Below are 25856 nucleotides of genomic sequence, written 5' to 3'. Positions count from 1 at the left end.
CGATCTGCCAGGCTACATCAAGCGACCGAGCAGGAGAGTAAGGGGCATCACGCCCTCGGATGGGATGTCGGCCGGCTTGCCGTCCAGCGGCGCGCGCCGGAACTCGTCGCCGCTGGCTGCGGAGCACGCGGCGCTGACGACGATGGTGACATCCGCCGATCGCGGCGCGACCTTGCCGAACTGCTCCAGTCGGGCGGCGACGTTCACCGCCTCGCCGACCGCGGTGTAGTCGATGCGGCCCGCGAAACCGACATTGCCCACCATGACCGTTCCGGTGTGCAGGCCGATCCGCATGCGGCAGGCGACACCTCCGCGCGCACGGCGTTCGCGGTTGAACGCGTCGACTTCCGCCGCCACCGCAAGTGCGCCGAGGCACGCGGCGCGGGCGTGGTCGGTCGTGGGCTCGGGTGCTCCCCAGAACGCCATCAGCCCGTCACCCATGTACTTGTCAATGGTGCCGCCGCACGCCTCGATGGCCGGCCCCACTCTCGCCAGCAGGTCGTTGAGATAGGCGGCTGCTTCCGCCGCGGGACGGCCCCGCGAATAGCTCGTATAGCCTTCGAGGTCGCAGAACATCACGGTGAGGCTGCGGTCCTCGCTGGCCGGCAACCCGCCCTGCCGTGCGGTCAGCCGCGCGACGAGCGCGCGCGGCAGATAGGTGGCGGACAGGCGCAGGCCGCGTGCCATGCGCTCGAAGGCGCGATTCGCCAGGTTGACCTCGCGCACCCGGCTGTTCGCGAGTGCCGGGACGCGGTCGAGTTCCAGCCGCTCGACCGATCGCGCGGCGTCGGCCAGTGCCAGGATCGGGTTGGCAAGTCGCCTGCCGAGTAGGATCGCCGCGGCGCCCGTCAGCACCATCAGCAGGCCACCGGCGATCAGGATGCCGCGCACGATCCAGCGGGCACGGGCGCTTTCGCGGCCGGCTTCGTGGTAGCCGATGATCAGCCGGGCCGGAGCGTAGTCGTCGATCGGGCGATAGTGCCAGGCGAAGCTGCGGTCGCCGACCCAGTTCCAGTGCCCGGCCACCGACCGGGCGCCGACGAAGCCGGGCAGCGGATTGGCGTCGGGCGCCCAGATCGAGGCCAGGACCGGATCGTTCACCTCGCCGAGAGTCGAGAGCCGGCGGCGGTCGTGCTGCTCGGCGCTGCCCGCTTGCTCGCCGAGATGAGGATGCGCCAGTACGCTTTCGCGGCCCACCAGGATGAACGGCTTGCGCTCGCCGCTGATATCGAGCTCCTTGAGGAAACGCGACAGGTCCGAGGTTCCGATCGCAGCGGCGATGAATCCTCTGAACTCGCCACGGACCCGGATCGGCACGACGATGGGAAGGATGGGCTCGCCCACGACGTCTGACCAGACCGGCTCGACCCAGCCCGGTCCCGACATGCCGCGCGCACGCGCCATGACATCGGCCGCCTGAGGAACGTTCTCGCGCGGCTCCGGGCGCACGCTGCGGTCGGCCCGCGTGAAGAGCGTCGGCTGCCCCTCCACCGGAAAGACCAGGTAGCCGACCGCCTGCGGTGCGGCGGCAAGCGCCCCCAGGGCGAAGCTGCGCCACTGATCGGGATTGTCGAAATCGATCTCGCCGCCTTCGATGGCCTGGCTGAGGTAGGCGAGCTGGGCTCGCACGGGCTCCAGGTGGGTCTGCAGACGTCGCGCGATCAGATCGAGCATGAGCTGACGGCGATCGCGCGCCGCGTCGGCCTGGTTGCTGTCGGCGGCGTACCAGGCGATGCCGATCACCGGGGCCATCGCCACGAAGATCAGGCTGAGGAGGAGGGCAGGCAGCAGCCGCGCGATCGGCCAGCCCGAAGGTGGCGGGGTATCCTCGGTCATGCGCCTGGATCCGCAACCTGAAGCGCTGGATCTCGCCCGCTGCGGTCTCGGGCGGCTCGGGCACGTATTCGACCCAGCGCTCGACAAAGCCCGAGCAGACCAGCCGGCCGCCGCCTTCGACGTCTTCCCTGGCGCGGCCGCCGAGCCCGCGCGGTCGCCGCGATGCGGCCGTCCGTGACGCCGATGTCGGTGGTCGGCTGGTCGGCCTTGCTCTCGACCAACCGCACGTCGCGCAGCACAAGATCGAAATCCATCGGAATTCCGCTATTCCTGGAGGCCAGGGCTGTCGCGAATGGCGCTACGCGATTGACCTGCCTGGAAGGCTGCATCACCCCGTTGCCGGCGCCTTGCCGTAGTCGGCGTCGCTCACCGGCTCGTGCCACGTCGTGGCCTGGCCTTTCTCGTCGGTCTCCGACATGGCGAGATGGCACATCATGGTGTCGGGCGCCGAGCCGTGCCAGTGCCGCGCGTTGGGCGGGATCACCACGGTGTCGCCGGGCCGGATCTCCTGCACGGGCTGGCCCTCCAGCTGGTAGCGCCCGATGCCGGACAGCACGTAGAGCACCTGGCCGACGGCGTGCTGATGCCAGTTGGTGCGGCCGCCGGGCATGAAGGTGACGCGCGAGGCGCGCAGCTTCGACGGGCCTTCGGGCGCCCACACCGGATCGGACATCACCGATCCCACGAAGTTCGCCGCCTCCGCCTTGGACGTCTTGCGGTCTCCGGCGCGCATGATCCTGGGTTTCATCGGCCGCTCCCTCGCTGCTCTGTCATTCCGAGCGTAGCGAGGAATCCAGTTGCCGTCGCTGGATTCCTCGCTGCGCTCGAAATGACAGCGGAGATGCCGGCTCAGGCGCGCAACTTGAAGCGCTGGATCTTGCCGGTCGCGGTCTTGGGCAGCTCGGGCACGTACTCGACCCAGCGCGGATACTTGTAGGGCGCGAGTGTCGAGCGGCAGAGGCTCATCAACTCATCAGTCAACACCGTGCCCGCGCTCTGGCCGGGCTTGAGCACGACGAAGGCCTTGGGCTTCACCAGCTGGTTCTCGTCGGCGTGGCCGACGATGGCCGCCTCGAGCACCGCGGCGTGGCCGATCAGGCAGTTCTCGATCTCGACCGGCGAGCACCAGATGCCGCCGACCTTCAGCATGTCGTCGCTGCGGCCGTCGTAGATGTAGTAGCCGTCGGCGTCCTGCCGATAGGTGTCGCCGGTGTTGAGCCATCCCTCGACCATGGTCTCGGCGGTCTTCTCCGGCTTGTTCCAGTAGTACTTCGCCGCCGAATCGGCGCGGATCCACAGCCGGCCGCTCTCGCCCTGCGGCACCGGCTTGCGGTGCTCGTCGAGGATGCGCGCCTCGTAGCCGGGCACCGGCCTGCCCGAGGTGCCGGGGCGGTGATCGGCGAGGCTGTTGGCGATGAAGATGTGCAGCGCCTCGGTCGAGCCGATGCCGTCGAGGATCACCGTGCCGGTCTTCTCCTGCCAGCGCCGGAAGATCTCCGCCGGCAGCGCCTCGCCGGCCGAGACGCAGGCGCGCACGCTGGAGAAATCGCGCTTGGCCTTGTCGAGTGCCACCAGCTGCGCGGCATAGAGCGCGGGCACGCCGTAGTACAGCGTCGGCTTGAAGCGCTCGATGATCTCGAAGGTCGTGTCGGGCGTCGGGCGGCGGTCGTCGAGGATCGCCGTGCCGCCGGTCCACAACGGGAAGGTCATGCCGTTGCCCAGGCCGTAGGCGAAGAACAGCTTGGCGGCGGAAAACGACACGTCGCTTTCGCGAACGCCGAGCACGCGCACGCCGTAGAGCTCGCTGGTGACGACCATGTCGCGCTGCAGGTGGACGGCACCCTTGGGCCGCCCGGTCGAGCCGGAGGAGTAGAGCCAGAAGCAGTCGTCGGTCGCCGCCGCCGGCCGTGCGTCGAGCTGCGGCGAGGCCGACGCCAGCTTCTGGAGGAACGCATCGACGGTCAGCGCCTTGACCGGCACCTGCTTCAGCGCCGGCTCGATCTCGCCAGCGAACTCCTGCGAATAGACGACCAGGCCGCAGCCCGAATCCTCGAACAGATAGGCGTAGTCGGCGGCGCGCAGCAGCGTGTTGGGCGGCACCGGCACGATGCCCGCCTTGATCGCCCCCCAGAACAGGTAGAAGAACGCCGGGCAGTCCTTGACCACCATCATCAGGCGGTCGCCCGGCTTCAGCCCGAGCGCCAGCAGCGCGTTGCCGGCGCGGTTCACGCGTTCGGCGAGCTGGGCGTAGGTGACGTCCTCGCCCAGGGTGCGGATCGCCAGCTTCTCGCCACGGCCTTCGCCGATGTGGCGGTCGATGAAGGGAACGGCGACGTTGAACGCGGCAGGGAAAGCGAGCCGCGGCTTGTCGCCGCTCACGTCAATGGAGATGCTGGATGCTGATGAGGTCATCGCGACAAAAGCCCGTTTGGCCTCGGACAGGCCGAGGCGGGATTTCCAACGATCCTCGTGACGGCTGTGATGATGCACTCCGAGAATCACGAGGGTAGTTCGGTCCGCACGGTAGTAGATCGAACAAGGATATCCAACTACGCGTGCTCTACGCAGCCCGTCGACCACGATGGGGTATCGGTCAGGTGACGCCGCAAGCTCGACGAAGCGTTCCCGCAACAGCTGCTCGAACGTTTCACCCAGGTCGGGTTGGTGCGCCTCCTACCAATCCGACGCCGCCTGTGTATCGCCCAGTGCGGCGGGATCGATCCGTATGTCCATCTCAGGCTCGTCGACGACGGAGACGCCTGAAGGCCTCCTCCAAGGGGATCGCCGACGATGGATCGCGCTCGTGCGCCGCCAGCCGACGACGCAACTCGGCGATGAGCTCGGGTGGTTCCTGGCCATTGGCCGCGGGAGCCCGCTCGTCCTCGATGCTTGCCCAAAGCCGATCGGTCAAATCGAGCCTTTCCGCCACCGTCAGACGGGAAGTATCGATGGTGCGGATGTCCATGCTGCCTCCTCCGCTGGGCGTTTCCCCATCTTTTCATTCTACAGCTTAGCGCCCGAGGCCTTCACCGGGGCCTGGAAAGTTTTCACCTGGTTGGCGACGAACGCCGTGAACTCGGCCGGGCTCATCGGCTTGGTGACGAAGCCGAGATCGCTCAGGCGTTCGACCAGCTTGGCGTCGCCCAGCACCGCGCTCATCGCCTTGTGGAGCTTGTCCTGCGCCGCCGCGGCGAAGCCCGCCGGCGCGGAGATGCCGACGAAGTTCTCGGCCACCAGCTTGGGGTAGCCGAGATCGGTGACCAGCGGCACATCCGGGGCGCTGGGCGCCTTCTGCGTCGAGGTCAGCGCGATCATGCGCAATTTGCCGTCCTTGGCCAGCGGCAGCACTTCGGTGAGCGTCACCACGGCGAAGTCGAGCTGGCCGGCCATCATGTCCTGGAACATCGGCGCGGCGCCGCGATAGCCGATATGCTCCATGTTGAGCCCGAGCTCGCCCTTGAACATCTCGCCGATGATATGGCCGATCGAGCCCTGGCCGCCCGAGCCGAAGGGCACCGCCTTGCCCTGGCCTTTGATCCAGGCGATCAGCTCCGGCATGGTCTTGGCCGGCACCGCGGGGCGCACGACGAAGGCGTTGGCCACCGAGCCGATATAGACGACATGCGCGAAATCCTTGATCGGGTCGTAGGGCGGCTTGTCGAACAGGTAGGGCGCGATCGAGATCGGCGCGCTGTTGCTGAGCATCAGCGTGTGGAACTCGTCCTTGGCCTGCAGCACGACGTTGGCGCCGATGGTCGTGCCGCCGCCAGGCTTGTTGTCGACGATCACCGTCTGGCCGAGCTTCTCCGACAGCGGGCCGGCGATGACGCGCGCCGCGGCGTCCGACGCGCCGCCGGGCGGAAAGGTGACGATGAGCTTTACCGGACGGCTGGGCCACGGAGCCTGCGCCGCTGCCGGGCCGGCCAGCGCCAGGCCGGCGGCCATGCCCACGAAATGCCTGCGTGCGATCATGATTTCTCCCCTCGCGTTTGGACGAGGCGTGACCAAGCAATGGGCATGCCGCGCCTCACGCACCACCCCGGAAAAGGGAGAAGCCCCAGGGCGTCATCTTCAGCGGCAGATGATAATGCTGCGTCAGGTCGGCGACGCCAAAGCGATAGGGCACGATCTCGAGGAAGGCCGGGCGGGGCAGGGCGATGCCTTGCGCGCGGTACCAGTCGCCGACATGGAACAGCGCCTCGTAGGCGCCAGTTGCGGTGAGTCCTTCACCACGCACGGTGGGATGATCGAGCGCGCCGCTGGCGCCAACCGCGCCATCGGCCAGCAACCCGCCATCGGGCCCGCGCAACTCGACCCGCAGCCCCGAAGCGGCCACGCCGCGCGAGACGTCGAAGACATGGATCGAGATGCCGCCGGCAGCCACTAGGCCGCTCCCGTTTCGGCATACCGGGCAGCCGCTTCGTTCAAGCCGACACGCCGACGCCAGACGAGCGGATCGCGTCGGTGATGCATGACGGCGACGACGACGATATCGTTTCGACGGATCGCGTAGTAAATCGTGTAGGGAAAACCTCCAAGCGAGATGCGTCGGATGTGACCGCGAGCAATCGGCCAACGCTCAGGCGCTGCAAGCACGGCCTCGAATGCGCGGTCGAGACTGTCCAGAAACCGCTCGCGAACGCTATCTGAGGCTTGGCCGTACCAAGTTCGCGCACCCACGACGTTGGCACGGGCGGCCCTTCGAATGACAAGGCGATAGGTCATCCGACGTCAGGTGCGGCGTTTCGAGCGAAGTTCTTCGCGGACTTCCTCCCACGGCAATGACGAGTCGGGATCGCGTTCGTGCTCCTCGACTTCGCGCTCCAGAGCGTCAAGGAATGCCTCCGGCTCCTGCGGCCAGTTCCCGGACGGCGGTGGCACGCCTCCCGCGGCGTCGATGGCCTCCCACAGGCGCTCGATCAGGTCGAGCTGCTCCTGGCGGGTGAGCTGCGAGATATCGAGCGATCGGATGTCCATGGTCGTCCTCCGATGACGGCTCAGGATAGCGCTTTCGGCCTCATCAGTTGAACCGCACGTACTCGAAATCGGCCGGCTGGTTGTTGATGCCACGGGCCGGCGGGGCGATCCAGTTGGCGAACTTGCCGGGCTCGGTGACGGCCGGGCCCATCAGCGAGGTGACGTAGGCGCGATCCTCGTCGCTGGGCAGCCACTTGCTTTCGTTGGCCTTCCACGTCGCCTCGTCGATCACCTTGCCGTCGGGCGAGACGCGCGCGCCGGCGAAGCCGCCGATGCGGCGGTTGAAGCCGCGATGCGGCAGCGTCATCTCGAAATCGATGCCGGCGCGCTCGATGATCTTGTTCCAGCGCAACACGCCCTTGGTGCAGTCGTCGATGTAGTCCTGGCGCAGGCGCTCGTTGAGCGCGCTGAGCGCCGGCACCGGACGCTCGACCACGGCGCCGCCGTCGAGGCCGAGGATGCCGTACTGCGCGCCGGCGAGAAGGTGGTCGTCGTCGATGCGCGTCTCGAGATAGCGGCCCTTCAGCCCGGCCGTGTAGTAGTTGGCGGCATTGGTCGAGGCTTCCTGGCCGAACAGGTCGAGCGACACCGAGAAGTGGAAGTTGAGGTACTTCTGCATCGTCGGCAGGTCGATGCAGCCCAGCGCGCGCACGTCGTCGGCCCTGCGCTCCTTCATCACCTCGCAGGTGCGCTGGATGATGCGGCCGACGCCGGTCTCGCCGACGAACATGTGGTGCGCTTCCTCGGTCAGCATGAAGCGGCAGGAGCGCGCCAGCGGATCGAAGCCCGACTCGGCGAGCGAGGCGAGCTGGTACTTGCCGTCTCTGTCTGTGAAGTAGGTGAACATGAAGAAGCTGAGCCAGTCCGGCGTCTTCTCGTTGAAGGCGCCCAGGATGCGCGGCTTGTCGGGATCGCCGGAGTGGCGCTGCAGCATCTCCTCGGCCTCCTCGCGGCCGTCGCGGCCGAAATAGGCGTGCAGCAGGTAGACCATCGCCCAGAGGTGACGGCCTTCCTCGACATTGACCTGGAACAGGTTGCGCAGATCGTAGAGCGAGGGCGCGGTCCTGCCGAGCAGGCGCTGCTGCTCGACCGAGGCCGGCTCGGTGTCGCCCTGGGTGACGATCAGGCGGCGCAAGGTGGCGCGATGCTCGCCGGGCACTTCCTGCCAGGCCGGCTTGCCCTTCTCGTCGCCGAAGGCGATGCGCCGGTCGGCCTCGCGCTCGGCGAGGAAGATGCCCCAGCGATACTCCGGCATCCTCACGTGGCCGAAATGCGCCCAGCCATTGGCGTCGGTCGAGATCGCGGTGCGCAGGTAGACCTCGTAGTCGAGCGACCCGTCCGGCCCCATGTCGCGCCACCATTGCAGGTAGTTCGGCTGCCAGGCCTCGAGCGCGCGCTGCAGGCGGCGGTCGCTCGACAGCTCGACGTTGTTGGGGATGCGTTCGCTGTAGTCGATGGACATGCTGTCCTCCTAGACGCGGCGGCGGTCGTAGACCGGCTTGCGGCCCGACCCGTAGAGCTTGAGCGCGCCGTCGGCACCGACGGCGTTGGGGCGCTGGAAGATCCAGTTCTGCCACGCCGTCAGGCGGGCGAAGATCTTGGTCTCCATGGTCTCCGGCCCGGCGAAGCGCAGATTGGCCTCCATGCCGGTGAGCCCGTCGGGCGAGAAGGCGGCGCGCTCCTCGATCGCCAGCCGCACCTCGTCCTCCCAGTCGATGTCGTCGGGCGTGAAGGTCACCAGCCCGAGCGACTCCGCGGCCTCGGCGTCGAGCGGCCTGCCGAGCTCGGCCTGCAGCGCCTCGACGCGCCCGGGCTCGGCGAGGAAGCGGCTCTGCAGGCGGCTCAGCCCGTTGCCCATCGGCAGCTTGCCGAAGTTCAGGCCGCTCAGTCGCACCGTGGCTTCCGGCAGGTTGCTGCCCTCGAGCTTGCCGATCAGCATGTAGGAACGGTCGGCGGCGAGCACGAGCTCCAGCAGCGAGCCGGCGAAGCACGAGCCCTGCTCGATGAGCGCGATCAGGCTGCGCGAGGAGACATCGACGCGCTTGAGCGTGCGCTTGAGGAAGAGCGTGATCTCGCGCGCCAGCCAGTGCGACTGGTTGGCGAGCAGCAGACCATCGTAGGCGGCGACCAGATCAGGATCGCCGCCGCTGTGGAACACCCAGGTGCCGATCTCGCCCTCGTTGAGACGCAGATTGAGGATCGCGTCGTCGAGGTCGCGTGCGAAGGCGAGCGGCCAGAACGTGGCGCCCTGCGCCTCGATGCCGGCGACGTCCTTCGGTGGCGCGGCCTCGGGCCCCTTGATGTGGAAGTGCGCCGCGCGCTGGTCGCGGTCGATCTCGACGGTGAGATGCGTGTAGGCGATGCGATCGCCCTCGATGCTGCGCGCCAGCGGCGTCAGCGCGATGCCCCTGGCGCCCTTGGGCCGGTCGGACTTCGCGGCGATGGCGCGGGCGCGCGCCATGGTCGCCTCGTCGAGCTTCGAGCGCGGCACGATCTCGTCGACCAGCCGCCACTCGACGGCGCGCCTGCCGCGCATGCCCTCGCTCACCGTGCAAAAGAAATCGGCGTGGTCGCGACGCACCTTGCGCTTGTCGACCAGGCGGGTGAGCCCGCCGGTACCGGGCAGCACGGCGAGCAGCGGCAGCTCGGGCAGCGACACGGCCGAGCTGCCGTCGTCGGCGAGGATGATGCTCTCGCAGGCCAGCGCCAGCTCGTAGCCGCCGCCGGCGGCCGTGCCGTTGACCGAGCAGAGATAGGTCTGGCCGGAGAAGGTCGAGGCGTCCTCGATGCCGTTGCGCGTCTCGTTGGTGAACTTGCAGAAGTTCACCTTGTGATCGTGGCTCGAGACGCCGAGCATGTTGATGTTGGCGCCCGAGCAGAACACGCGGTCCTTGGCCGAGGTGATCACCACCGCGCCGATCTCGGGATGTTCGAAGCGCAGGCGCTGCACGGCGTCGGCCAGCTCGATGTCGACGCCCAGGTCATAGGAGTTCAGCTTCAGCCGGTAGCCCGGCTTGAGCGTCGCCTCCTCGGCGATGTCCATGGCGAGGATCGCCACGTCGCCGTCGAGCTTGAGCTTCCAGTGCCGGTAGCGATCCGGCGCGGTGCGAAAGTCGACGAAGGGCTCGGCGGCCGGCTCCATGTTGCCTCGCGCGTGATAATTCGTAATTCGGTACTCAAATGCGTATTTACAGTGTGCGTCGGCTGGCCCACCCTGTCAACGCACGAAAAGGGGATGCCGGTGGCTGTGGATAAGCGCGATTGGGGCCGTCGGCCGGTGCTGCGGCGCAAGCCGGCCGGCGTGCCGGCAGAGCCGCGCGAAGCCACGCCGATCCAAGTCCGCGACGTCGTCACCGCCGACCTGCCGGCGATCATCGAGCTCGACCGCCGGCTGACCGGCGTCGCCAAGCGGGACTACTGGCAGGAGGGCATCGCCCCCCAGCAGGACCGCTTCTTCCTGGTGGCGCAGGCCGGCGGCGGCGCCTTCGCCGGCTTCTCCATCGGCGAGATCCGCGCCTGGGAGTTCGGCTCGCCGCCGGCCGGCTGGATCTTCGCCATCCAGGTCGATCCCGCGCTGCGCCAGGCCGGCATCGGCACGGCGCTGTTCGACGGGCTGTGCGCACGCTTCCGCGCCTCGGGCATCGATCGCGTGCGCACCATGGTCGATCGCCGCGATCATCTGATCCTGTCCTTCTTCCGCGCCCAGGGGCTGACCGCCGGCCCGTCGCTGGAGCTGGAGATGGAGCTGCCGCCGTGAAGCTGCAGATGGCGACGCGGCTGGGGCTGTACGCCGCGCTCGAGCTGGCGCGCGATCCAGCACGCCAGCTCTCGGCCACCGACCTGTCGGAGCGCTTCGCGGTGTCGACCAACCATCTCGCCAAGGTGCTGCGCGAGCTGGGCCGTGCCGGGCTGGTCGAGGCCGAACGCGGCGCCGGCGGCGGCTACCGCTTCACCGGCAATCCCCGGCGCACCACCCTGATGGACATCGTCGCGCTGTTCGAGGAGAAGCCGGGCGATCGCGCGTCGGAGCCGGGCGACGGCACCGATATCGGCCGCGCGCTGGGCCGCGTGCTGGCGGAGGTCGACGAGATCGCCGAGGCCACGCTACGCTCGATCACGCTCGAGACGCTGCTCAAGCACGCGCGCCAGTAGCCAGGGAGCCGTTGGGGCCGCGTCGCTCCAGCGACGCTTTCAAGAGCGCCGCTGGAGCGGCGCGGCCCGAAGAGAAGGAGATGGGTATGCGTCGGTCATTGCTCATCCTCTGGCTGCTCGCGGCGTGGCCGGCCGTCGCCCAGCAGACCTCGGGCAGCATCGAGATCGAATCGCTGCTCGAGGGCCGCAAGACGATCACGCCCGACTGGCGGGCGATCAACGCGCTGCCGCTGGGCGACAAGGGCAATCCCGTGCGGGTACACAGGCCGGCAGGCCAGCGCGCCTATCTCGCGCGTCTCCTCTGCACCGGTGGCGGCACGCCGACCTTCAGCCGCATCGGCTCGTTCGGCGTCGGCCCCTACGGCACCATCGTCGATGCCTACAACGTCGCCTGTGGCGCCAACGCCGCCCGCGTATTCATGGACATGTACCATCCGGGCCATGTCGAGGGCCGGGCGGTGCCGGGCTTCACGATCCGCGCACCATAGATCGATGCCCTGTCATCCCGAGCGCAGCGAGGGATCCAGGCTGGCCCCGGATCCCTCGCTGCGCTCGGGATGACAAGGGGGCAGCGGCTTCACGCGGCGTCCTGCGCCGCAGTCGGACCATCGCACTTGGTCGTGGTGCGGCGCAGGTCGCGGACCATGGCGAGGTCGTCGTAGCGGCGCACGCGGTGCATGGTGCTGCGATTGTCCCAGATCACCAGGTCGTGCTGTGTCCAGCGATGCGCGTAGACGAATTGCGGCTGGGTGGCGTGCTCCATCAGGTCGCGGATGAAGGCGCGCGCTTCGGGCATCGGCCAGCCGACGATGCCGCCGATATGGGCCGACAGGAAGATCGATTTGCGCCCCGACATCGGATGCGTGCGCACCAGGCGATGGCGCACCGGCTTCATCCTGGCGCGCTCCTCCGGCAGGAAGCCGGTGAAGCCGAGCTGCTCGCGCGAGAAGATCTGCGAGTGCTCGCAGATCATGTCCTCGATGTCGTCCCTGGTCTGGCGGTCGAGCGCGTCGTAGGCCGCGCGCATGTCGGCGAACTCGGTATTGCCGCCCGCGGTAACGACGATGCGGCCGCTGAGCAGCGAATAGCGCGCCGGCACGACGCGGAAGCTGGCGTCGGAGTGCCACAGCCGGTTGCCCAGCGAGGCCATGCGGCGGCGGTCGTCGCGCGCCAGCATGCGGCCATCCTTGCCGATATTGGAGACGTCGGCGAAGGCCGGATCGAGCCGCAGCTCGTGGCGCCGCTCGGTGGCGTTGGCGCCGTCCTGCAGCGGGCCGAAATGGCGCGTGAAGGCGATCTGCTGCTCGTCGCTGATGTCCTGGCCGGGCAGCACCAGCACGGCGTACTCGGCCATGCCGGCATCGACCGCCGCGACTTCCTCCGGCGTCTGCTCGCGGCGCGCATCGATGCCGGTCATGCGGCCGGCGAAGACCGGCGTCAGGGGCGCGACCTCGATCGCCACGATGTCCTCACTCGGCGGCCTTGAGCCAGCCGTCGCGGGTCTGCGGCAGCTTCTTCTTGAGGATCGCGCCAGCGACGACGTTGCGCAGCACCTCCGCCGTCCCGCCGCCGATGGTGAACATGCGCACGTCGCGCGCCATGCGCTCCAGCGGCAGGTTGCGCGAGTAACCGCGCGCGCCGAACACCTGCAGCGCGTCGTTGACAATGGCGATGGCGTTCTCCGAGGTGAACACCTTGGCCTGCGCGGCCAGCAACATGTCGGGGAAGCCGCCGTCGCCGCTGCGCGCCGCGCCATAGACCAGCGCGCGCGCCGCGGCGAGCCTGATCGACATGTCGGCGAGCTTCCACTGCAGGCCCTGGAACTCGTTGATCGGCCGGCCGAACTGCTCGCGCCTCTCCGACCAGTCGAGCGCCAGGCGATAGGCGCCGTCGGCGATGCCCAGCGCCACCGTCGCCGCGCCGACGCGCTGGCTGTTGTAGGCGTTCATCAGGTCGGCGAAGCCCTTGCGCAGGCCGCGCGGCGGGATCACCAGCGCCGAGGGCGGCAGCTCCATGTCCTCGAAGGCGATCTCGGCCTCGGGAATGCCGCGCAGGCCCATGGTCGGCTCGCGCGTGACGATCTTCAGGCCCTGGGTCTCGTCGCGGACGGCGAGAAAGCCGCCGACGCCTTCCTCGTTGCCCTTCTCGTCGTAGACCTTGGCGAAGATCAGGTGCAGGCGCGACACGCCGCCGCCGGTGATCCAGTGCTTCTTGCCATTCACCACGAAGCGGTTGCCGCGCCGGTCGGCGCGCGTGGTCATGCCGCTGGCGTCGGAGCCGGCCTCGGGCTCGGTGATGCAGATCGCCGGCTTGTCGCCGTCCAGCACCATCGCCGCGGCCATCTTCTTCTGGTCCTCGGAGCCATAGGCCATGATGGCGCTGACCGCGCCCATGTTGGTCTCGACGGCGATGCGGCCGGTCACCGAGCAGGCCGACGACAGCGCCTCGATCACCAGCACGGCGTCGAGCCAGGCGCGCCCCTGGCCGCCATAGGCGGTGGGGATTGTCATGCCCAGCAGCCCGGCGTCCTTCAGAAGCGCGACGTTGTCCCAGGGATATTGCTCGCTACGATCGACATCGGCGGCGCGCGCCGCGACCGGGCCGTTGGCCAGCTCGCGGGCCTTCGCCTGCAGGGCGGTCTGTGAGGCGTCCAATGCGATGCTCATCCCAACTTCTCCAGCAGGCGCCCGTCGACGCGATGAATCGGCAGCCGCTCGCTGCGGCCCCTGATCTCCATATCGCCCAGCGACGTGAACTTGAAGCGTGGTCCGGCGCGCAGCAGGCTTGTCTGCGCCACAAGGATGCGCGTGCCGTGCCGCTTGTTGAGCTCCTGCAGGCGCGCCGCGGTGTTCACCGCGTCGCCCAGCAGGGTGTAGCTCAGCCGGTCGCCGGCGCCGATCGTGCCGCCGATCACCAGCCCGGTATTGATCCCGATGCGGGTGGGCAGGCGCAGGCCGCCCGAGAAGACGCGCTCCTGCGTCGCCTCGACGATCTCCAGCGCCGCGGCCACGGCGGCGGCGGCGTGATCCTCGTTGAGAAGCGGCAGGTTGAAGCTGGCGAACAGGCCGTCGCCGATGAAGGTATTGACCACGCCGCCGTTGCGCTGGATCGGCGGCAGCACGGCGGCGAGGTATTCGTCGAGCGCGGCGATCAGCGCGTCGGGGTCGGCGCGCTCCGACAGCGTGGTGAAGCCGTCGATGTCGGTAAACATCAGCGTCGCCTCGCGCGTCTGACCGGTGAGGCGTCCGTCGGGCGATTCCTGCAGCAGCTGGCTGGCGACGCTCTCGCTGACATACTTGCCGAAGGTCTCGCGCAGGCGATCGCGCTCGCGCAGGCCGACCGTCATCTGGTTGAAGCGCGCGGTGAGCTCGCCGACCTCCTCGTTGGAGGTCACCGGCAGGCGCACCTGCAGGTCGCCGGCGGCGACCTTGTCCATGCCCTGCTCGAGGCGGCGCAGCGGGTTGGTCAGCGAGCGCGACACCCAGTAGAGCACGATCGGCAGCACGAAGGCGGCGGCGATCAGGTCGATCATGATCTCCTGCTCCAGCCGCTCGCCGGTGTAGCTCAGGATCTCGACGGCGATCAGCAGCAGCGGCGCGATGGCGGAGAAGCCCAGCGCCACGGCGATCTTGCGGCCGAAATTGCCGAAGAACAGGCTGAGGTTCACGCCGTGGCGGCGGAACAGGAAGTGGCACAGGCCCTCGAGGTAGCCGCTGACGATGAAGTAGGTGAGCACGAAGCCGAGCAGCGTCTGCACCGCGATGGTCGATGCGGTGTCGGCCCAGGTCGACAGCGGCACCTCCGAGGCGGTGGCGCCCAGGACACGCGGCAGGAACAGCCGCTCGCTCATGATCACCATGAACAGGATGGCGACCCAGTAGGCGGAGCGCAGCGGCAGCTGGGTCAGCCGGCGTTCGATGCCTTCAAAATTCTCGCCGGTCTGGATGAAGGCGCGGATCGGCGCGAAGATGCGCGACGCACCGTAGAGGTTGACGCCGAGCAGCACCACGACGTCGACCGCGATGTTGAGCGCGAACAGCCGGAAGGCGTCGTGGATCCAGCAGAAGATGAAGCTGATCATCGTGTCGACGAAGAAGATCAGCGACATGGCGAGATAGTAGCGCCGGATCACCCGGCGCGCCTCGCCGTCGAGGGGAACGCGATCGGTCACGGCTCAATGCTTACCATATTCCCTTCCCCCGGAGGGGCAGGGCTATCGCATATGGATTTGCAACGCCGTCCTTCTCCCCGCGAAGGCGGGGAGAAGGTGCCCGAAGGGCGGATGAGGGGCTTCGCGGAGTCTCAGCAACGACGGCGTTCGTTGTTGCAGGAGGAAGCCCCTCATCCGCCTCGCTGGCGCTCGGCACCTTCTCCCCGCCTTCGCGGGGAGAAGGGAAGAAGGCCATATGCGATAGCCCTTCCCCCTCCAGGGGAAGGAAAATCACAGTCCCAGGTACGCCTGGCGCACGCGGTCGCTGTCGAGCAGGGACTGGGCCGTGCCTTCCAGTACGACGCGGCCGTTCTCCAGCACGTAGCCGCGCTGGGCGAGCTTCAGGGAGGCCATGACGTTCTGCTCGACCAGCAGGATGGTCATGCCGTCCTCGTGCAGGGTGCGGATGACCCGGAAGACTTCCTGGGTCAGGGTCGGCGACAGGCCCAGCGACGGCTCGTCGAACATGATCATCTCGGGCTGGCCCATCAGGCAGCGGCCGATCGCCAGCATCTGCTGCTCGCCGCCCGAGAGCGTGCCGGCGGCCTGGCGGCGACGCTCCTCCAGGCGCGGGAACAGCTCCATCACGCGCCGCAGTGTCGCCTCCAGCCCGCCGCGCGCGCGCTTGAGCGTGGCGCCCATCTCCAGGTTCTCGAGCACCGAGAGATTGGGGAAGATCTGGCGGCCCTCGGCGACATGGCCGACGCCCAGCTCGCAGACGCGGTTGCTCGACCAGCCGGTGATGTCGGCGCCCCGGTAGGTGACGCGCCCCTTCGACGGCTTTTGCATGCCATGGATCGAGCGGATCAGCGAGCTCTTGCCGGCACCGTTGGCGCCGACGATGACGACGATCTCGCCCTGCGCGGCGGAAAGCGACACGCCATCGAGCGCCTGGGCGTCGCCGTAGAACAGGTCGAGGCCCTCGACGGCCAGCATGTCAGTGCGACTCCTGGCCGAGATAGACGTCGAGCACGCGCTGGTCGCGCGCGATCGCATCGGGCGGACCCTCGGCGATCTTCTCGCCGTAGTTCAGCACGACGATGTGCTGCGACAGCGCCATCACCGCACGCATCACGTGCTCGATCAGCAGGATGGTGAGGCCGGTGCGCGCATTGAGCTCGCGCAGGAAGGCCACCATCTGGTCGGTCTCGGTCGGCCGCAGACCGGCCATCACTTCGTCGAGCAGCAGCAGGCGCGGGCCGGTGGCCAGCGCACGCGCCACCTCCAGGCGCTTGCGGTCGGGCAGGGTGAGGTTCGACGCCGTCATCGCCCGCTTGTCGTGGAGGCCGAGATCGCGCAGCACGGCGAGCGCCTTCTCGCGCGCGGCCTCGACACGGGGCTCGCGCTTGAGCGCGCCGACGATGACGTTCTCCAGCACGCTGAGCGCCGGGAAGGGCTTGACGATCTGGAAGGTGCGGCCGATGCCGGCGTCGCAGATGCGGTCCGGCCTCAGCCCGGTGATGGTACGGCCGTCAAGCTCGACCGTGCCGGCGCTGGGCGGGAAGACGCCGGCGATCATGTTGAACGTGGTGGTCTTGCCCGCGCCATTGGGCCCGATCAGGGCATGGATCGCGCCGGCCGGCACGTCGAAGCCGACATCGTGCACCGCGCGCAGACCGCGGAAGCTCTTGCTCAGCGCCCGCACGCTGAGATGCGCGCCGCCGGCAGTCATGAATCTTCCCCCGGAGGGGGAAGGTGGCGCGCGCCAGCGCGACGGAAGGGGGATGTCGAAGACGGACGCAGGAGTCCGTCTTCGACATCCCCCTTCCGCCCTTCGGGCACCTTCCCCCTCCGGGGGAAGGTATGAGCGAGCGCCCTCATCGCACGAAGCCCAGCTTGCGGGCGAGCCAGGGCCACACGCCGTCGCGGCGGAAGGCGACGATGCAGAGCAGGGCCAGCCCGTAGAAGATCTGCTTGAGGCCGGCGGTCTTGATGCCGAAGACCTCGCCGATGCGCTCGGCGGCGATGGTGAAGAGATCGCCCAGGCTGACCAGCAGGGCGGCGCCGACGAAGGGGCCGATCAGCGTGCCCAGCCCGCCGATGATCGGCGCCAGGATCACCTCGATCGAGCGGCCCACGGCGAAGGCGGTCTCGGGGAACAGGTTCTTGTAGTAGAACGCCGCCCAGGCGCCGCCTACCGCCGCCATGCCTGACGAGATCAGCACGGCGATCATCTTGCAGCGCAGGACGTCGACGCCGCTGGCCTGCGCCGCCTCGGGGTCCTCGCGGATGGCGAGCCAGTAATAGCCGAGCCGGCTGGTCAGCAGCAGGCGACAGGCGACCAGCGCCAGCACCGCCAGCGCCAGGATCACGTAGTAGAACATCACCGGCCCGCCGCGCAGATGCCACAGGCCCGCATCGCCGGAGACCTTGAGGAACAGGCCGGCCGAGCCGCCGACCCACTTGAAATGGTCGAACAGGATACGGGTGAACTCGGCGAAGGCGATGGTCAGCAGCGCGAAATAGACGCCGGCGAGCGAGAAGCGGAAGCCGAGGAAGCCGACGAGGCCGCCGGCCAGCATGGCGACCAGCACGCCGGCGACCATGCCGAGCCACGGCGAGAGGCCGAAATGGAAGGCGAGCGCCGCTGCCGTGTAGCCGCCCAGCCCGAGATAGAGCGCATGCCCCAGCGACAGCTGGCCGGCGAAGCCCATCATCACGTTCCATGCCTGGCCGATATAGGCGAAGTAGATCACGAGGATCAGGATCGACAGCGGGTACGATCCGATCACGGCCGGCGCGGCGAGCAGCACGGCGCCCACGACCGCCAGCGCGATCATCCCGCGCGGCGTCATGCCCGATGTGAGGCGTTGCCACATGCTTACCTGCCTTCCCCCGGAGGAGGAAGGTGCCCGAAGGGCGGAAGGGGGATGTCGAAGACGAACACCGGCTTCGTTGCGGCATCCCCCTTCCGTCGCGCTGCGCGCGCCACCTTCCCCCTCCGGGGGAAGGTATGAAAGCGCGCACTAACCACGGCGCGCGAACAGGCCCTGAGGCCTGAGCAGCAGCACGAGGATCAGCAGGCCGAAGCTGAAGACGCTCTTCAGCGAGGGCTGGATCAGCAGCCCGGCCAGCGACTCCGAGACGCCGATCAGCAGGCCGCCGGCCAGCGCGCCGGGCATGCTGCCCAGCCCACCGACGATGACGATGACGAAGGCCAGCAGCGTGTAATCGATGGCGAGGAAGGGCTGGGCCTGCACCACGAGGATCATCAGCGCGCCGGCGGCACCGACGCAGGCGGCGCCGATGCCGAAGGTCAGCGCGTAGAGGCGCGGCACGTCCAGCCCCACGACCAGCGCGCCGGTGTGGTTGTCGGCGGCGGCGCGGATCGACTTGCCGATGCGCGTGCGGGTGAAGAAGAGATAGAGCAGCCCGGCGATCGCCATCGCCGCCAGCGCGGCGTAGACGCGCACGGCGTCGAAGGTGAAGGGGCCCAGCGCGTAGGAATCGAACATGTAGTCGACCTGCACGCCGTAGGTGTCGGGCCCGGCGATCAGCAGGCAGAGATTGACGATGATGATCGCCACCGCCAGCAGCAGCATGAACTGCATGTGCTCGGCGACGTTGATGAAGGGGTTGATCAGGCCGCGCTGCAGGCCGTAGCCGGCGGCGAACAGCGCGGCGGCGACCAGCGGCACGGCGAGCAGGGGATCGATGCCGAGCCGCTCGAACAGCAGCCAGGCGAGGTACATGCCGACGACCATCATCTCGCCATGCGCGAAGTTGACCACGCGCATGACGCCGAAGATCACCGACAGCCCGAGCGCCATCAGCCCGTACACCATGCCGGTGAGCAGGCCCATGATGGTCGCCTGGATGATGTCGGTCAGCATTCAGCTCTCTTGCCTTCCCCCGGAGGGGGAAGGTGGCAACGCGTAGCGCTGACGGATGGGGGATGTTTCAACGCCATCGTTGTCCGTCTTCGACATCCCCCTTCCGCCCTTCGGGCACCTTCCCCCTCCGGGGGAAGGAAAACGGCTAACCCCGTTCCTTGGCCCGCCAGCCGGGCATCGGGAAGACCGGCTTGGCGACCGCGAACTCCGCCGGCAGCACGACCGTCGGCTTGTTGTTGAGGTTCTGCACCGCGGCGGCCTTGATGCCGGTGTTCTGGCCCTTCTCGTCGAACTTGATCGGCCCGCCGGTCATGACGTGCTCGGCGATGTTGGTCGACTTGATCGCCGCCATCAGCTCGGCCGGGCCGGTCGCCTTGGCGCGGACATAGGCGTCGGCCGCGACCAGCAGGCCCTCGAAGGTGAAGCCGATGTTGATGTCGACTTGGCCGTCCTTGAACTTCGCCGCGTAGCGCTTCTCCAGCGACTGGGCCATCGCCGACTTCGGATTGACCCACGGCACGTTCGAGACGTGGAAATTGGCGAACTTGCCCATGGTCTTGAGGAAGTCGGGCTCGTAGAGGCCGGGCGCGCCGGGATTGACGATGCCCATCGGCTCGTATTGCTGCTTGACCATCTCCTGGATCAGGAGCTTGGCGTCGTTGAGCCGCGACACCGGCATCACCAGCTCGGCCTTGGTCGCCTTGGCCTTGGCGACCTCGGCCGACAGGTCCTTGGCGCGCGGATCGTAGGCGATGGTGTCGACGATCTCGTAGGGCATCTGCAGGTGCTTCGCCAGGCCGGGGATGGCCCGCATCATCGCCTCGCCGAAGGTGTCGTTGACCGACATCAGCACGGCGGTCTTCGGCGTCTTGCCGGTGGCGGCGAACAGATCCTTCTGCAGGGTGAGCGCGCCGGTCACCAGCATCGGCGCGGTCGGGAAGTTGCGCACCACCCACTTGAAGCCCGACTCGGTGATCTGCGGCGCGGCGGCGATGTTTACGATCATCGGCACGCCCTTCTGCTCGGCGACCTGCGCGATCGCCATCGTCTGGCCCGAGTCGAAGGCGCCGACCAGCACATGCGCGCCGGCCGCGATCGCCTTCTCGGCCTGGGTGCGCGACATGTCGGGGTTGGACTCGGTGTCGTAGCTGGCGATCTCCAGCTTCACCGGGACCTTGGAGTCGGCCAGCACGTCGTTGGCGAGCGCCGTGGTGCGCGCGCACATCTGGCCGATCAGCGCCTGCACGCCGGAGGTCGGCAGCAACAGGCCGACCTTCAGCGCCGCGCCCTGCGCGAAGCCATGGCGCAACGGCAGCGGGGCTGCGAGTGCGGAGGCGGCGGTCACCGCGGCGAAGCGCCGGCGGCCGAGGGTGAAGAGCTTGGACATGGCATTCCTCCCGGAATTGGTTGGGTACCAAACTAATCAGGTCGCCGGGGAGCGGCAAGGCCCGGATCAGTCGCGCCGATCGAGATTGTCGTGCAGCCGCGCCTGCAGCGCCTTGACGTCGATCTGGCTCACCGAGCCCGAGCCGGCGAGGTCCAGCGCGTGCGCCGCCGCGGCGCCGGTGGCGATGCAGGGGCCCATCACCCGCACCGAGGACAGCGCCGCCGGATCGCCGTCGATGCAGCGGCCGGCCGCCAGCAGGTTGTCGGCACCCTCCGGCACCAGCGAGCCCAGCGGCACCCAGTGCATGTGGTCGTCGCCGAACTCCTCCCAGTGCACGTCGTCCGGGCGGTTGTGCAGCTCGATCGGCCAGGAGCAGCGGGCGATGGCGTCGTCGTGGCGCACGCCCTGGCGCACCTCCTCGACGGTGAGGTGATGGCGGCCCTTGATCCAGCGCGTCATGCGGATGCCGGGCTGGCCGTAAACGCGCACCGTCGCCCGGGCGAACGCCGCGGGATAGGCGTCCTTCAGGAACAGCAGCAGGCGGTCGGCCTGGTCGCGGCCGTCGAGCGTCATGCGCGCCGCGCCCAGCGGATCGAGCGGCGTGGCGATGTGCGTCATGTTCACCAGCGCGCGGTCGTCGCCGAAGGTGGCGAACAGGAAGCCGTCGTGGCGGCGCAGCCCGTAGGCGGCCGACTTGGCGCTGAGCCGCGCCTTGACCTCGGCGCGGTCGATGGCCGCGAGCGCGTCGCGCTCGACGCCCTCCAGCACCATCATGTTGGTGCCCCAGACCGGCGTCTCGGGCTCGCGGCAGGCGAAGCCCGCCGCCCAGGCCAGGGCCGCGTCGCCCGAGGCGTCGATCCAGCCCGAGGCGCGCAGCTCGACCATGCCGTAGCGCGTGGCCAGCCGCGCCGAGCGGATGCGGCCGCCGTCGCGCGCCACGTCGAGCAGCAGCGCGCCGGTCAGCGGCACGATCTGCGGCAGCGACGCCACCTTGCGCTCGATCCAGCGGCCCAGCGCCACCTCGTCGTAGGGCACGATGATGGTGTTGCGCCTTCCGTGGATCGGCCGGAGCGCGCCCTGGGCGTCGAGGTCGCGGATGATCTCCTGGGCGATGCCGTGCACCGTGGGGTAGGGGCTCGGGCCGTTGGAATAGAAGCCGCAGAAGGTGCCGATGGCCGCCGCCACCGACTGGCCGCCCAGGGTCGGGGCGCCGTCGACCAGCACCACCCGCCGGCCGAGCCGCGCCGCCTCGACCGCCGCCGAGACGCCGGCGACGCCGGCGCCCAGCACCGCCAGGTCGGCCTCGACGATGACAGGGGCGGGCGAGGGGCCGATTCCGACAATGTTGGTAACGAGGTTTATCCGCATGGAATCGACATTACTCCGCTCTTCTCGACAACCGTAGGGGTGGAAATCGACAGATCGCGTCGTTCGTGGCCTTCCGTGCGCCAACGGCAGAAGGAGCACGCACGCAAGAACAGGCCTGACGATGGTGACGGTGGTGCCCTGACAGTTGTGACGGCTTGGACGGCTTGGACGGTCGTTCCGCGCGATTTACTGGCTGGGATGGCGGAGCGGACTGAGGGCCGCCCGCGGACTGCCTCCCCGCGCCTGCGATGGCGCGGGCCCCCCTCCCTTCAACAGAAAAGAGGGGGAATGCACCGTCCATACCGTCATCACCGTCATCGACCGTCAGCGGCTACGCCCCGCCGGTGGAGCGGCCGAGGACGGCCTCGGCGGCGGCGCGGGCGGCCATGCCGGTCTCGCCGGTCAGCAGCGCGCCCAACTCGGCGAGCGCCGCCTCGGGTGACAGTCCGCTTGCCGGATCGGCGGCGCGCGCCAGGATGCCGTCGGCGGCGTCGACCAGTTCGTCGAGGCCGATCAGGGCGTCGCGGATGGCGGCGGCGTCATCGTCCGGTTTCATGCCGCGACAACGCGGGAGCGGCGGCAAGGCTGCGGCCCCGGCTTGTCTGCCGGGGATTCATCGGGCATGACGGACGCATGAGCTCGGATTCCCGGCCGGCCGCGCCGCCCGACGACAGCGCGATCCTGTGGCGCCGCCTGTTCCGCCTGTGGGTGCTGATGACGGGCGTCTGGGCGTTCATGGGCATCTGGACGACCGGCCTGGCGTGCGTGCTGGGCGACTGGTCGGCGCGCTGGTGCACCGGTCCGGTATCGCTCAACGCCGGCGAGATCGCCTACGAGCTGCTCGGCCTGCCGTTCTTCTTCCTGGCGAGCGGCCTGCTGGTGCGCGGCATGCTGCTGGGCACCCGCGCGCTGACGCGCCGCGCCTTCAACGCCAGCGCAGCACGCTCCTCTCGATCGCGCTGAGCAGCCAGTTCACCAGCAGGCCGAAGAGCGAGAGGATCGCCACGCCGGCCACCAGGTGGTCGGTCTGCATCAGGTTGCCGGTGGCCAGGATGAAGGCGCCGACGCCGTACTCGGCGCCGATCATCTCGGCGGCGACCACCAGGATCAGGGCGATCGAGGCGGTGATGCGGAAGCCCGCCAGGATGCCGGGCATGGCGCCGGGCACCAGCACCTTCCAGACGATGTGGCGCGCCGGCAGGCCGAAGCTCTGGGCCATGCGGATCAGGTTGCGCGGCACGGAATCGCAGGCGGCGTAGGCGGCGATCACCGTGGGGAAGAACACGCCGAAGCCGATGGTCGCCACCTTCGAGGCCTCGCCGATGCCGAACCACAGGATGAACAGCGGCAAGAGCGCGATCTTGGGGATCGGGAAGAGGGCGGAGACCAGCGGCAGCAGCCCGGCGCGCGCCAGCGAGAAGATGCCCATGGAGAGGCCGATCGCCAGCCCCGCCAGGGTGCCCAGCGCCCAGCCCAGCGCGATGCGGCGCGCCGATTCCCAGAGATGCTTCTGCAGGGTGCCGCGCTCGATCATCTCGCCGAAGGCCAGGACGACGGATCCGGGGCTGGGCAGGGAGGAGGGCGAGATCCAGCCGCGGCTCGAGGCGACGTGCCACAGCAGCAGCAGCAGGGCGAAGATCAGCCACGGCGCCCAGCGGCGCGGGCGCACCTCATAGCCGCCGCCGCGGAAGCGCACGGCGCGCCGCGGGGCGTCAGACATGCTGCACCTCGCGCTCGGCCTCGCGCGCCTCCTCGCGGATCAGCCGCCACAGCCGCTCGCGCATCTCGGCGACGATCGCCGCGCCGCGCTTGGCCACCGGCTCCTCGATGGCGACGACCTCGCGGATGCGGCCGGGCCTGCGCGACAGCACGACGACGCGGTCGGCGAGCCGCGCCGCCTCGTCGAGATTGTGCGTGACGTAGAGCCGGGTGCCGCGCTCGCGCGCCCAGATCGCCAGCAGGTCCTCCATCAGGAGCTCGCGGGTCTGCGCGTCGAGCGCCGAGAGCGGCTCGTCGAGCAGCAGCACCGAGGGGCGCACGACCAGCGCGCGGGCGATGCCGACGCGCTGGCGCATGCCGCCGCTCAGCTGCTTCGGGTACGCCTGCGCGAAGTCGCGCAGCCCGGTCAGCGCCAGCGCCTCGCTCACGCGCTCCGCGCGCTCCCTGGCGCCCAGCCGATGATGCTCCAGCGCCAGCGCGACATTGGCGGCGACGCTGCGCCAGGGCAGCAGCGCGAAATCCTGGAACACGTAGGTGAAGGGGTTGAGCGAGTCGCGGCGCGGCGCGCCCAGCGTGGCGACGCGGCCTTCGCTCGGCTTCAGCAGACCGCCGACGATGCCCAGCAGGGTCGACTTGCCGCAGCCCGAGGGCCCGACCAGCACCACGGTCTCGCCCTCGCCGATCGCCAGATCGATGCCGTCGAGGACGAGCAGCCCGTCATAACGATGCGTCACGCCCTCGATGCGGATGTCCATGGCGTGTGTTTTAGCAGATGGGATCGTGGAGTCTCCCTTCTCCCCGCGAAGGCGGGGAGAAGGTGCCGAGCGCCAGCGAGGCGGATGAGGGGCTTCTCGCGCAACAAAGAACGCTGCCCCTGTTGAACCTCCGCGAAGCCCCTCATCCGCCCTTCGGGCACCTTCTCCCCGCCTTCGCGGGGAGAAGGAAAAGCGGTCAGAGTCCTCTGATCTCGCGCTCGGCCTTCATCACGCGCACCGCCTGGCGCAGGGCGTGGGCGGTGAAGTCGACGTCCTTCTGGTCATGCGAGGCTGAGACCAGGCCGCCGGTGCCGCCCATGATGTCGACGCCGTAGAGCAGCATCGCCATGCGCACCTTGCCGAGATAGGCCGCATCGCGCGCGCCCTTCAGGCCCTTGAAGCCGAGCTTCAGCGGATCGAAGGTCGCGGGATCGATGGCGATGCCGTTGGGGTTGGAGAAGATCTGGAAGGCCGAGGAGTCGCCGTAGACGCCCCACGGGATGCCTTCCTCGATCAGCACCTGGCGCAGCGCCTCGCGCAAGGTCGCGGTGACGGCGTTGGCCCTGGCCGGCGCATCCTCGCGCTCGAGGATCTCCAGCGCGGCGACGGCGGCGGCGGCCGACAGCGGGTTGGCGTTGTAGGTGCCGGGATGGGCGATCTTCTCGAGCTTCCTCGACCGGGTGAAGCCGAAATCGAGCAGGTCGAGCACGTCCTTGCGGCCGGCCACCGCGCCGCCCGGCAGACCGCCGGCGACGATCTTGGCGAGGATGCAGAGGTCTGGCGTGATGCCCAGCGCTTTCTGCGCGCCGCCCGTGGACCATCGGAAGCCGGTGATCACCTCGTCGAAGATCAGCAGCACGCCCTTATTCTTCGTCGCCTCGCGCAGCGCCTCCAGGAAGCCCGGCGGCAGCGGCACCTGGCCCCACGACGCGCCCGAGGGCTCGAGCATCACCGCGGCGATGTCGTCGCGCTCCTCCAGCAGCCGCACCGTCGGCGCCGGATCGTCGGTCGGCATGACGATCGACTGGTCGACCATGGTGGGCAGGATGCCGACCGGCGTGCCGCCGTCGAAATGCGAGGTGCCGCCGGGCACGACGCCGTCGTGCCAGCCGTGGAAGTGGCCGGTGAAGCGCACGACCTTGGGCTTGCCGGTGAAGGCGCGCGCCAGGCGCAGCACCATGTGCGAGGCCTCGGTGCCCGACGACGTGAAACGCACCTTCTCGGCGCACGGGATCAGCCGGCACACCAGCTCGGCCCAGCGTACCTCCAGCTCGTGCGATGAGCCCAGATGCGTGCCCAGCGCCGCCTGCCTCTGCACCGCCTCGACCACCTCGGGCCTGCTGTGGCCGAGGATCATCGCGCCATGGCCGCCGAAATAGTCGACGTACTCGTGCCCGTCGGCGCACCATTTGCGGCTGCCTTTGCCTTTGGTCGCATAGAGCGGGTAGGGATCGAGATGGCGGCCGTCATGCGTGATGCCGCTGGGCAGCACCTGCGCCGCGCGCCTGAACAGCTTCTCCGAGGTCGGCGTCTTCGCCCGGTAATCGGCAGCGATGGTCGAATTGGTTGGGGCTTCGGCGGGCATCGCCATGGCGAACTCCTTCACGCGGGGACGCCGC

The 25856-nt window shown here is 68.9% G+C and carries 27 protein-coding genes; 4 read left to right on the top strand and 23 right to left on the bottom strand.

Annotated features, from left to right (window positions below; genetic code table 11):
- Window positions 1-12: 12 nt before the first annotated feature.
- From KF889_12585 to boxC, 10 genes are all read right to left on the bottom strand, one after another.
- A complete protein-coding gene (locus KF889_12585; protein MBX3500276.1) occupies window positions 13-1836 on the bottom strand; it encodes an adenylate/guanylate cyclase domain-containing protein in 1824 nt (607 codons plus the stop codon).
- A 328-nt stretch (window positions 1837-2164) separates the two neighbouring features.
- Window positions 2165-2569, bottom strand: coding sequence for a cupin domain-containing protein (locus KF889_12580; protein MBX3500275.1), 405 nt, complete (start codon window positions 2567-2569; stop codon window positions 2165-2167).
- Window positions 2570-2685: 116 nt separating this feature from the next.
- Window positions 2686-4248: a benzoate-CoA ligase family protein gene (locus tag KF889_12575; protein ID MBX3500274.1), complete on the bottom strand. Its 1563-nt coding sequence runs from the start codon at window positions 4246-4248 to the stop codon at window positions 2686-2688.
- Window positions 4249-4570: 322 nt separating this feature from the next.
- On the bottom strand, window positions 4571-4801 hold the full coding sequence (locus tag KF889_12570) for an addiction module protein (protein MBX3500273.1): 231 nt from the start codon (window positions 4799-4801) through the stop codon (window positions 4571-4573).
- 38 nt (window positions 4802-4839) lie between these two features.
- Window positions 4840-5808, bottom strand: a complete 969-nt coding sequence (locus KF889_12565; protein MBX3500272.1) for a tripartite tricarboxylate transporter substrate binding protein — start codon at window positions 5806-5808, stop codon at window positions 4840-4842.
- A 55-nt stretch (window positions 5809-5863) separates the two neighbouring features.
- Entirely contained in the window at window positions 5864-6220 is a 357-nt protein-coding gene (locus tag KF889_12560; protein ID MBX3500271.1) for a hydroxyisourate hydrolase, read from the bottom strand.
- Window positions 6220-6561 (bottom strand): type II toxin-antitoxin system RelE/ParE family toxin, encoded by a 342-nt coding sequence (locus tag KF889_12555; GenBank protein MBX3500270.1) that lies wholly within the window; start codon window positions 6559-6561, stop codon window positions 6220-6222. The genes KF889_12560 and KF889_12555 overlap by 1 nt, the downstream gene beginning before the upstream one ends.
- Before the next feature lie 6 nt (window positions 6562-6567).
- A complete protein-coding gene (locus KF889_12550) occupies window positions 6568-6813 on the bottom strand; it encodes an addiction module protein (GenBank protein MBX3500269.1) in 246 nt (81 codons plus the stop codon).
- Window positions 6814-6856: 43 nt separating this feature from the next.
- Window positions 6857-8275, bottom strand: a complete 1419-nt coding sequence (boxB, locus tag KF889_12545) for a benzoyl-CoA 2,3-epoxidase subunit BoxB (GenBank protein MBX3500268.1) — start codon at window positions 8273-8275, stop codon at window positions 6857-6859.
- Window positions 8276-8284: 9 nt separating this feature from the next.
- Window positions 8285-9955 (bottom strand): 2,3-epoxybenzoyl-CoA dihydrolase, encoded by a 1671-nt coding sequence (gene boxC, locus KF889_12540; GenBank protein MBX3500267.1) that lies wholly within the window; start codon window positions 9953-9955, stop codon window positions 8285-8287.
- Between the two features lie 93 nt (window positions 9956-10048).
- On the opposite strand from boxC, the gene KF889_12535 reads away from it, so the two are divergent.
- The 3 genes from KF889_12535 to KF889_12525 all read left to right on the top strand — a co-directional run bounded on the left by KF889_12535 (window position 10049) and on the right by KF889_12525 (window position 11453).
- On the top strand, window positions 10049-10570 hold the full coding sequence (locus KF889_12535; GenBank protein MBX3500266.1) for a GNAT family N-acetyltransferase: 522 nt from the start codon (window positions 10049-10051) through the stop codon (window positions 10568-10570).
- A complete protein-coding gene (locus tag KF889_12530; protein MBX3500265.1) occupies window positions 10567-10965 on the top strand; it encodes an Rrf2 family transcriptional regulator in 399 nt (132 codons plus the stop codon). Before KF889_12535 ends, KF889_12530 begins: the two co-directional genes overlap by 4 nt.
- An 86-nt stretch (window positions 10966-11051) precedes the next feature.
- A complete protein-coding gene (locus tag KF889_12525) occupies window positions 11052-11453 on the top strand; it encodes a hypothetical protein (protein MBX3500264.1) in 402 nt (133 codons plus the stop codon).
- A gap of 89 nt (window positions 11454-11542) precedes the next feature.
- Here KF889_12525 and KF889_12520 read toward each other — a convergent pair whose 3' ends face one another.
- The 10 genes from KF889_12520 to KF889_12475 form a co-directional block, all read right to left on the bottom strand.
- Entirely contained in the window at window positions 11543-12427 is an 885-nt protein-coding gene (locus KF889_12520; protein ID MBX3500263.1) for a TauD/TfdA family dioxygenase, read from the bottom strand.
- A gap of 7 nt (window positions 12428-12434) precedes the next feature.
- Window positions 12435-13631: an acyl-CoA dehydrogenase family protein gene (locus KF889_12515; protein MBX3500262.1), complete on the bottom strand. Its 1197-nt coding sequence runs from the start codon at window positions 13629-13631 to the stop codon at window positions 12435-12437.
- Window positions 13628-15136, bottom strand: a complete 1509-nt coding sequence (locus KF889_12510) for a HAMP domain-containing protein (GenBank protein MBX3500261.1) — start codon at window positions 15134-15136, stop codon at window positions 13628-13630. The genes KF889_12515 and KF889_12510 overlap by 4 nt, the downstream gene beginning before the upstream one ends.
- Before the next feature lie 270 nt (window positions 15137-15406).
- Window positions 15407-16111 (bottom strand): ABC transporter ATP-binding protein, encoded by a 705-nt coding sequence (locus KF889_12505; GenBank protein MBX3500260.1) that lies wholly within the window; start codon window positions 16109-16111, stop codon window positions 15407-15409.
- Between the two features lies 1 nt (window position 16112).
- Window positions 16113-16847, bottom strand: coding sequence for an ABC transporter ATP-binding protein (locus tag KF889_12500; GenBank protein ID MBX3500259.1), 735 nt, complete (start codon window positions 16845-16847; stop codon window positions 16113-16115).
- A 145-nt stretch (window positions 16848-16992) separates the two neighbouring features.
- A complete protein-coding gene (locus KF889_12495) occupies window positions 16993-17970 on the bottom strand; it encodes a branched-chain amino acid ABC transporter permease (protein ID MBX3500258.1) in 978 nt (325 codons plus the stop codon).
- Between the two features lie 171 nt (window positions 17971-18141).
- A complete protein-coding gene (locus tag KF889_12490; protein ID MBX3500257.1) occupies window positions 18142-19008 on the bottom strand; it encodes a branched-chain amino acid ABC transporter permease in 867 nt (288 codons plus the stop codon).
- Between the two features lie 145 nt (window positions 19009-19153).
- Complete coding sequence (locus KF889_12485; GenBank protein MBX3500256.1) at window positions 19154-20395, bottom strand: ABC transporter substrate-binding protein; 1242 nt, start codon at window positions 20393-20395, stop codon at window positions 19154-19156.
- A gap of 66 nt (window positions 20396-20461) precedes the next feature.
- Window positions 20462-21763 carry an FAD-dependent oxidoreductase gene (locus KF889_12480; GenBank protein ID MBX3500255.1) on the bottom strand — a complete coding sequence of 434 codons (1302 nt, stop codon included), beginning with the start codon at window positions 21761-21763 and terminating at the stop codon, window positions 20462-20464.
- A 331-nt stretch (window positions 21764-22094) separates the two neighbouring features.
- Window positions 22095-22319: a hypothetical protein gene (locus KF889_12475; protein ID MBX3500254.1), complete on the bottom strand. Its 225-nt coding sequence runs from the start codon at window positions 22317-22319 to the stop codon at window positions 22095-22097.
- 77 nt (window positions 22320-22396) lie between these two features.
- Here KF889_12475 and KF889_12470 point away from each other — a divergent pair, with 77 nt between their 5' ends.
- Window positions 22397-22726 carry a hypothetical protein gene (locus tag KF889_12470; GenBank protein MBX3500253.1) on the top strand — a complete coding sequence of 110 codons (330 nt, stop codon included), beginning with the start codon at window positions 22397-22399 and terminating at the stop codon, window positions 22724-22726.
- On the opposite strand, the gene KF889_12465 is transcribed toward KF889_12470, so the two are convergent.
- The 3 genes from KF889_12465 to KF889_12455 form a co-directional block, all read right to left on the bottom strand.
- Entirely contained in the window at window positions 22689-23483 is a 795-nt protein-coding gene (locus KF889_12465; protein ID MBX3500252.1) for an ABC transporter permease, read from the bottom strand. The genes KF889_12470 and KF889_12465 overlap by 38 nt on opposite strands.
- The gene (locus KF889_12460) at window positions 23476-24237 is read right to left on the bottom strand and encodes an ABC transporter ATP-binding protein (GenBank protein MBX3500251.1); all 762 of its coding nucleotides are present in this window, start codon (window positions 24235-24237) and stop codon (window positions 23476-23478) included. Before KF889_12460 ends, KF889_12465 begins: the two co-directional genes overlap by 8 nt.
- 196 nt (window positions 24238-24433) lie before the next feature.
- The gene (locus tag KF889_12455) at window positions 24434-25822 is read right to left on the bottom strand and encodes an aminotransferase class III-fold pyridoxal phosphate-dependent enzyme (protein ID MBX3500250.1); all 1389 of its coding nucleotides are present in this window, start codon (window positions 25820-25822) and stop codon (window positions 24434-24436) included.
- Between the last annotated feature and the right edge of the window lie 34 nt (window positions 25823-25856).

This window comes from Alphaproteobacteria bacterium (genome assembly GCA_019635875.1).
In the GTDB taxonomy this organism is placed as follows: Bacteria; Pseudomonadota; Alphaproteobacteria; order Reyranellales; family Reyranellaceae; genus JAFAZJ01.
This window is presented reverse-complemented; position numbering and strand designations above follow the sequence as displayed.

Coding starts and splice junctions, on each gene's coding strand:
- KF889_12585 (MBX3500276.1), bottom strand. CDS start 1,836: ATGACCGAGGATACCCCGCCACCTTCGGGCTGGCCGATCGCGCGGCTG.
- KF889_12580 (MBX3500275.1), bottom strand. CDS start 2,569: ATGCGCGCCGGAGACCGCAAGACGTCCAAGGCGGAGGCGGCGAACTTC.
- KF889_12575 (MBX3500274.1), bottom strand. CDS start 4,248: ATGACCTCATCAGCATCCAGCATCTCCATTGACGTGAGCGGCGACAAG.
- KF889_12570 (MBX3500273.1), bottom strand. CDS start 4,801: ATGGACATCCGCACCATCGATACTTCCCGTCTGACGGTGGCGGAAAGG.
- KF889_12565 (MBX3500272.1), bottom strand. CDS start 5,808: ATGATCGCACGCAGGCATTTCGTGGGCATGGCCGCCGGCCTGGCGCTG.
- KF889_12555 (MBX3500270.1), bottom strand. CDS start 6,561: ATGACCTATCGCCTTGTCATTCGAAGGGCCGCCCGTGCCAACGTCGTG.
- KF889_12550 (MBX3500269.1), bottom strand. CDS start 6,813: ATGGACATCCGATCGCTCGATATCTCGCAGCTCACCCGCCAGGAGCAG.
- boxB (MBX3500268.1), bottom strand. CDS start 8,275: ATGTCCATCGACTACAGCGAACGCATCCCCAACAACGTCGAGCTGTCG.
- boxC (MBX3500267.1), bottom strand. CDS start 9,955: ATGGAGCCGGCCGCCGAGCCCTTCGTCGACTTTCGCACCGCGCCGGAT.
- KF889_12535 (MBX3500266.1), top strand. CDS start 10,049: ATGCCGGTGGCTGTGGATAAGCGCGATTGGGGCCGTCGGCCGGTGCTG.
- KF889_12525 (MBX3500264.1), top strand. CDS start 11,052: ATGCGTCGGTCATTGCTCATCCTCTGGCTGCTCGCGGCGTGGCCGGCC.
- KF889_12515 (MBX3500262.1), bottom strand. CDS start 13,631: ATGAGCATCGCATTGGACGCCTCACAGACCGCCCTGCAGGCGAAGGCC.
- KF889_12505 (MBX3500260.1), bottom strand. CDS start 16,111: ATGCTGGCCGTCGAGGGCCTCGACCTGTTCTACGGCGACGCCCAGGCG.
- KF889_12500 (MBX3500259.1), bottom strand. CDS start 16,847: ATGACTGCCGGCGGCGCGCATCTCAGCGTGCGGGCGCTGAGCAAGAGC.
- KF889_12495 (MBX3500258.1), bottom strand. CDS start 17,970: ATGACGCCGCGCGGGATGATCGCGCTGGCGGTCGTGGGCGCCGTGCTG.
- KF889_12490 (MBX3500257.1), bottom strand. CDS start 19,008: ATGCTGACCGACATCATCCAGGCGACCATCATGGGCCTGCTCACCGGC.
- KF889_12485 (MBX3500256.1), bottom strand. CDS start 20,395: ATGTCCAAGCTCTTCACCCTCGGCCGCCGGCGCTTCGCCGCGGTGACC.
- KF889_12480 (MBX3500255.1), bottom strand. CDS start 21,763: ATGCGGATAAACCTCGTTACCAACATTGTCGGAATCGGCCCCTCGCCC.
- KF889_12475 (MBX3500254.1), bottom strand. CDS start 22,319: ATGAAACCGGACGATGACGCCGCCGCCATCCGCGACGCCCTGATCGGC.
- KF889_12470 (MBX3500253.1), top strand. CDS start 22,397: ATGAGCTCGGATTCCCGGCCGGCCGCGCCGCCCGACGACAGCGCGATC.
- KF889_12465 (MBX3500252.1), bottom strand. CDS start 23,483: ATGTCTGACGCCCCGCGGCGCGCCGTGCGCTTCCGCGGCGGCGGCTAT.
- KF889_12460 (MBX3500251.1), bottom strand. CDS start 24,237: ATGGACATCCGCATCGAGGGCGTGACGCATCGTTATGACGGGCTGCTC.
- KF889_12455 (MBX3500250.1), bottom strand. CDS start 25,822: ATGCCCGCCGAAGCCCCAACCAATTCGACCATCGCTGCCGATTACCGG.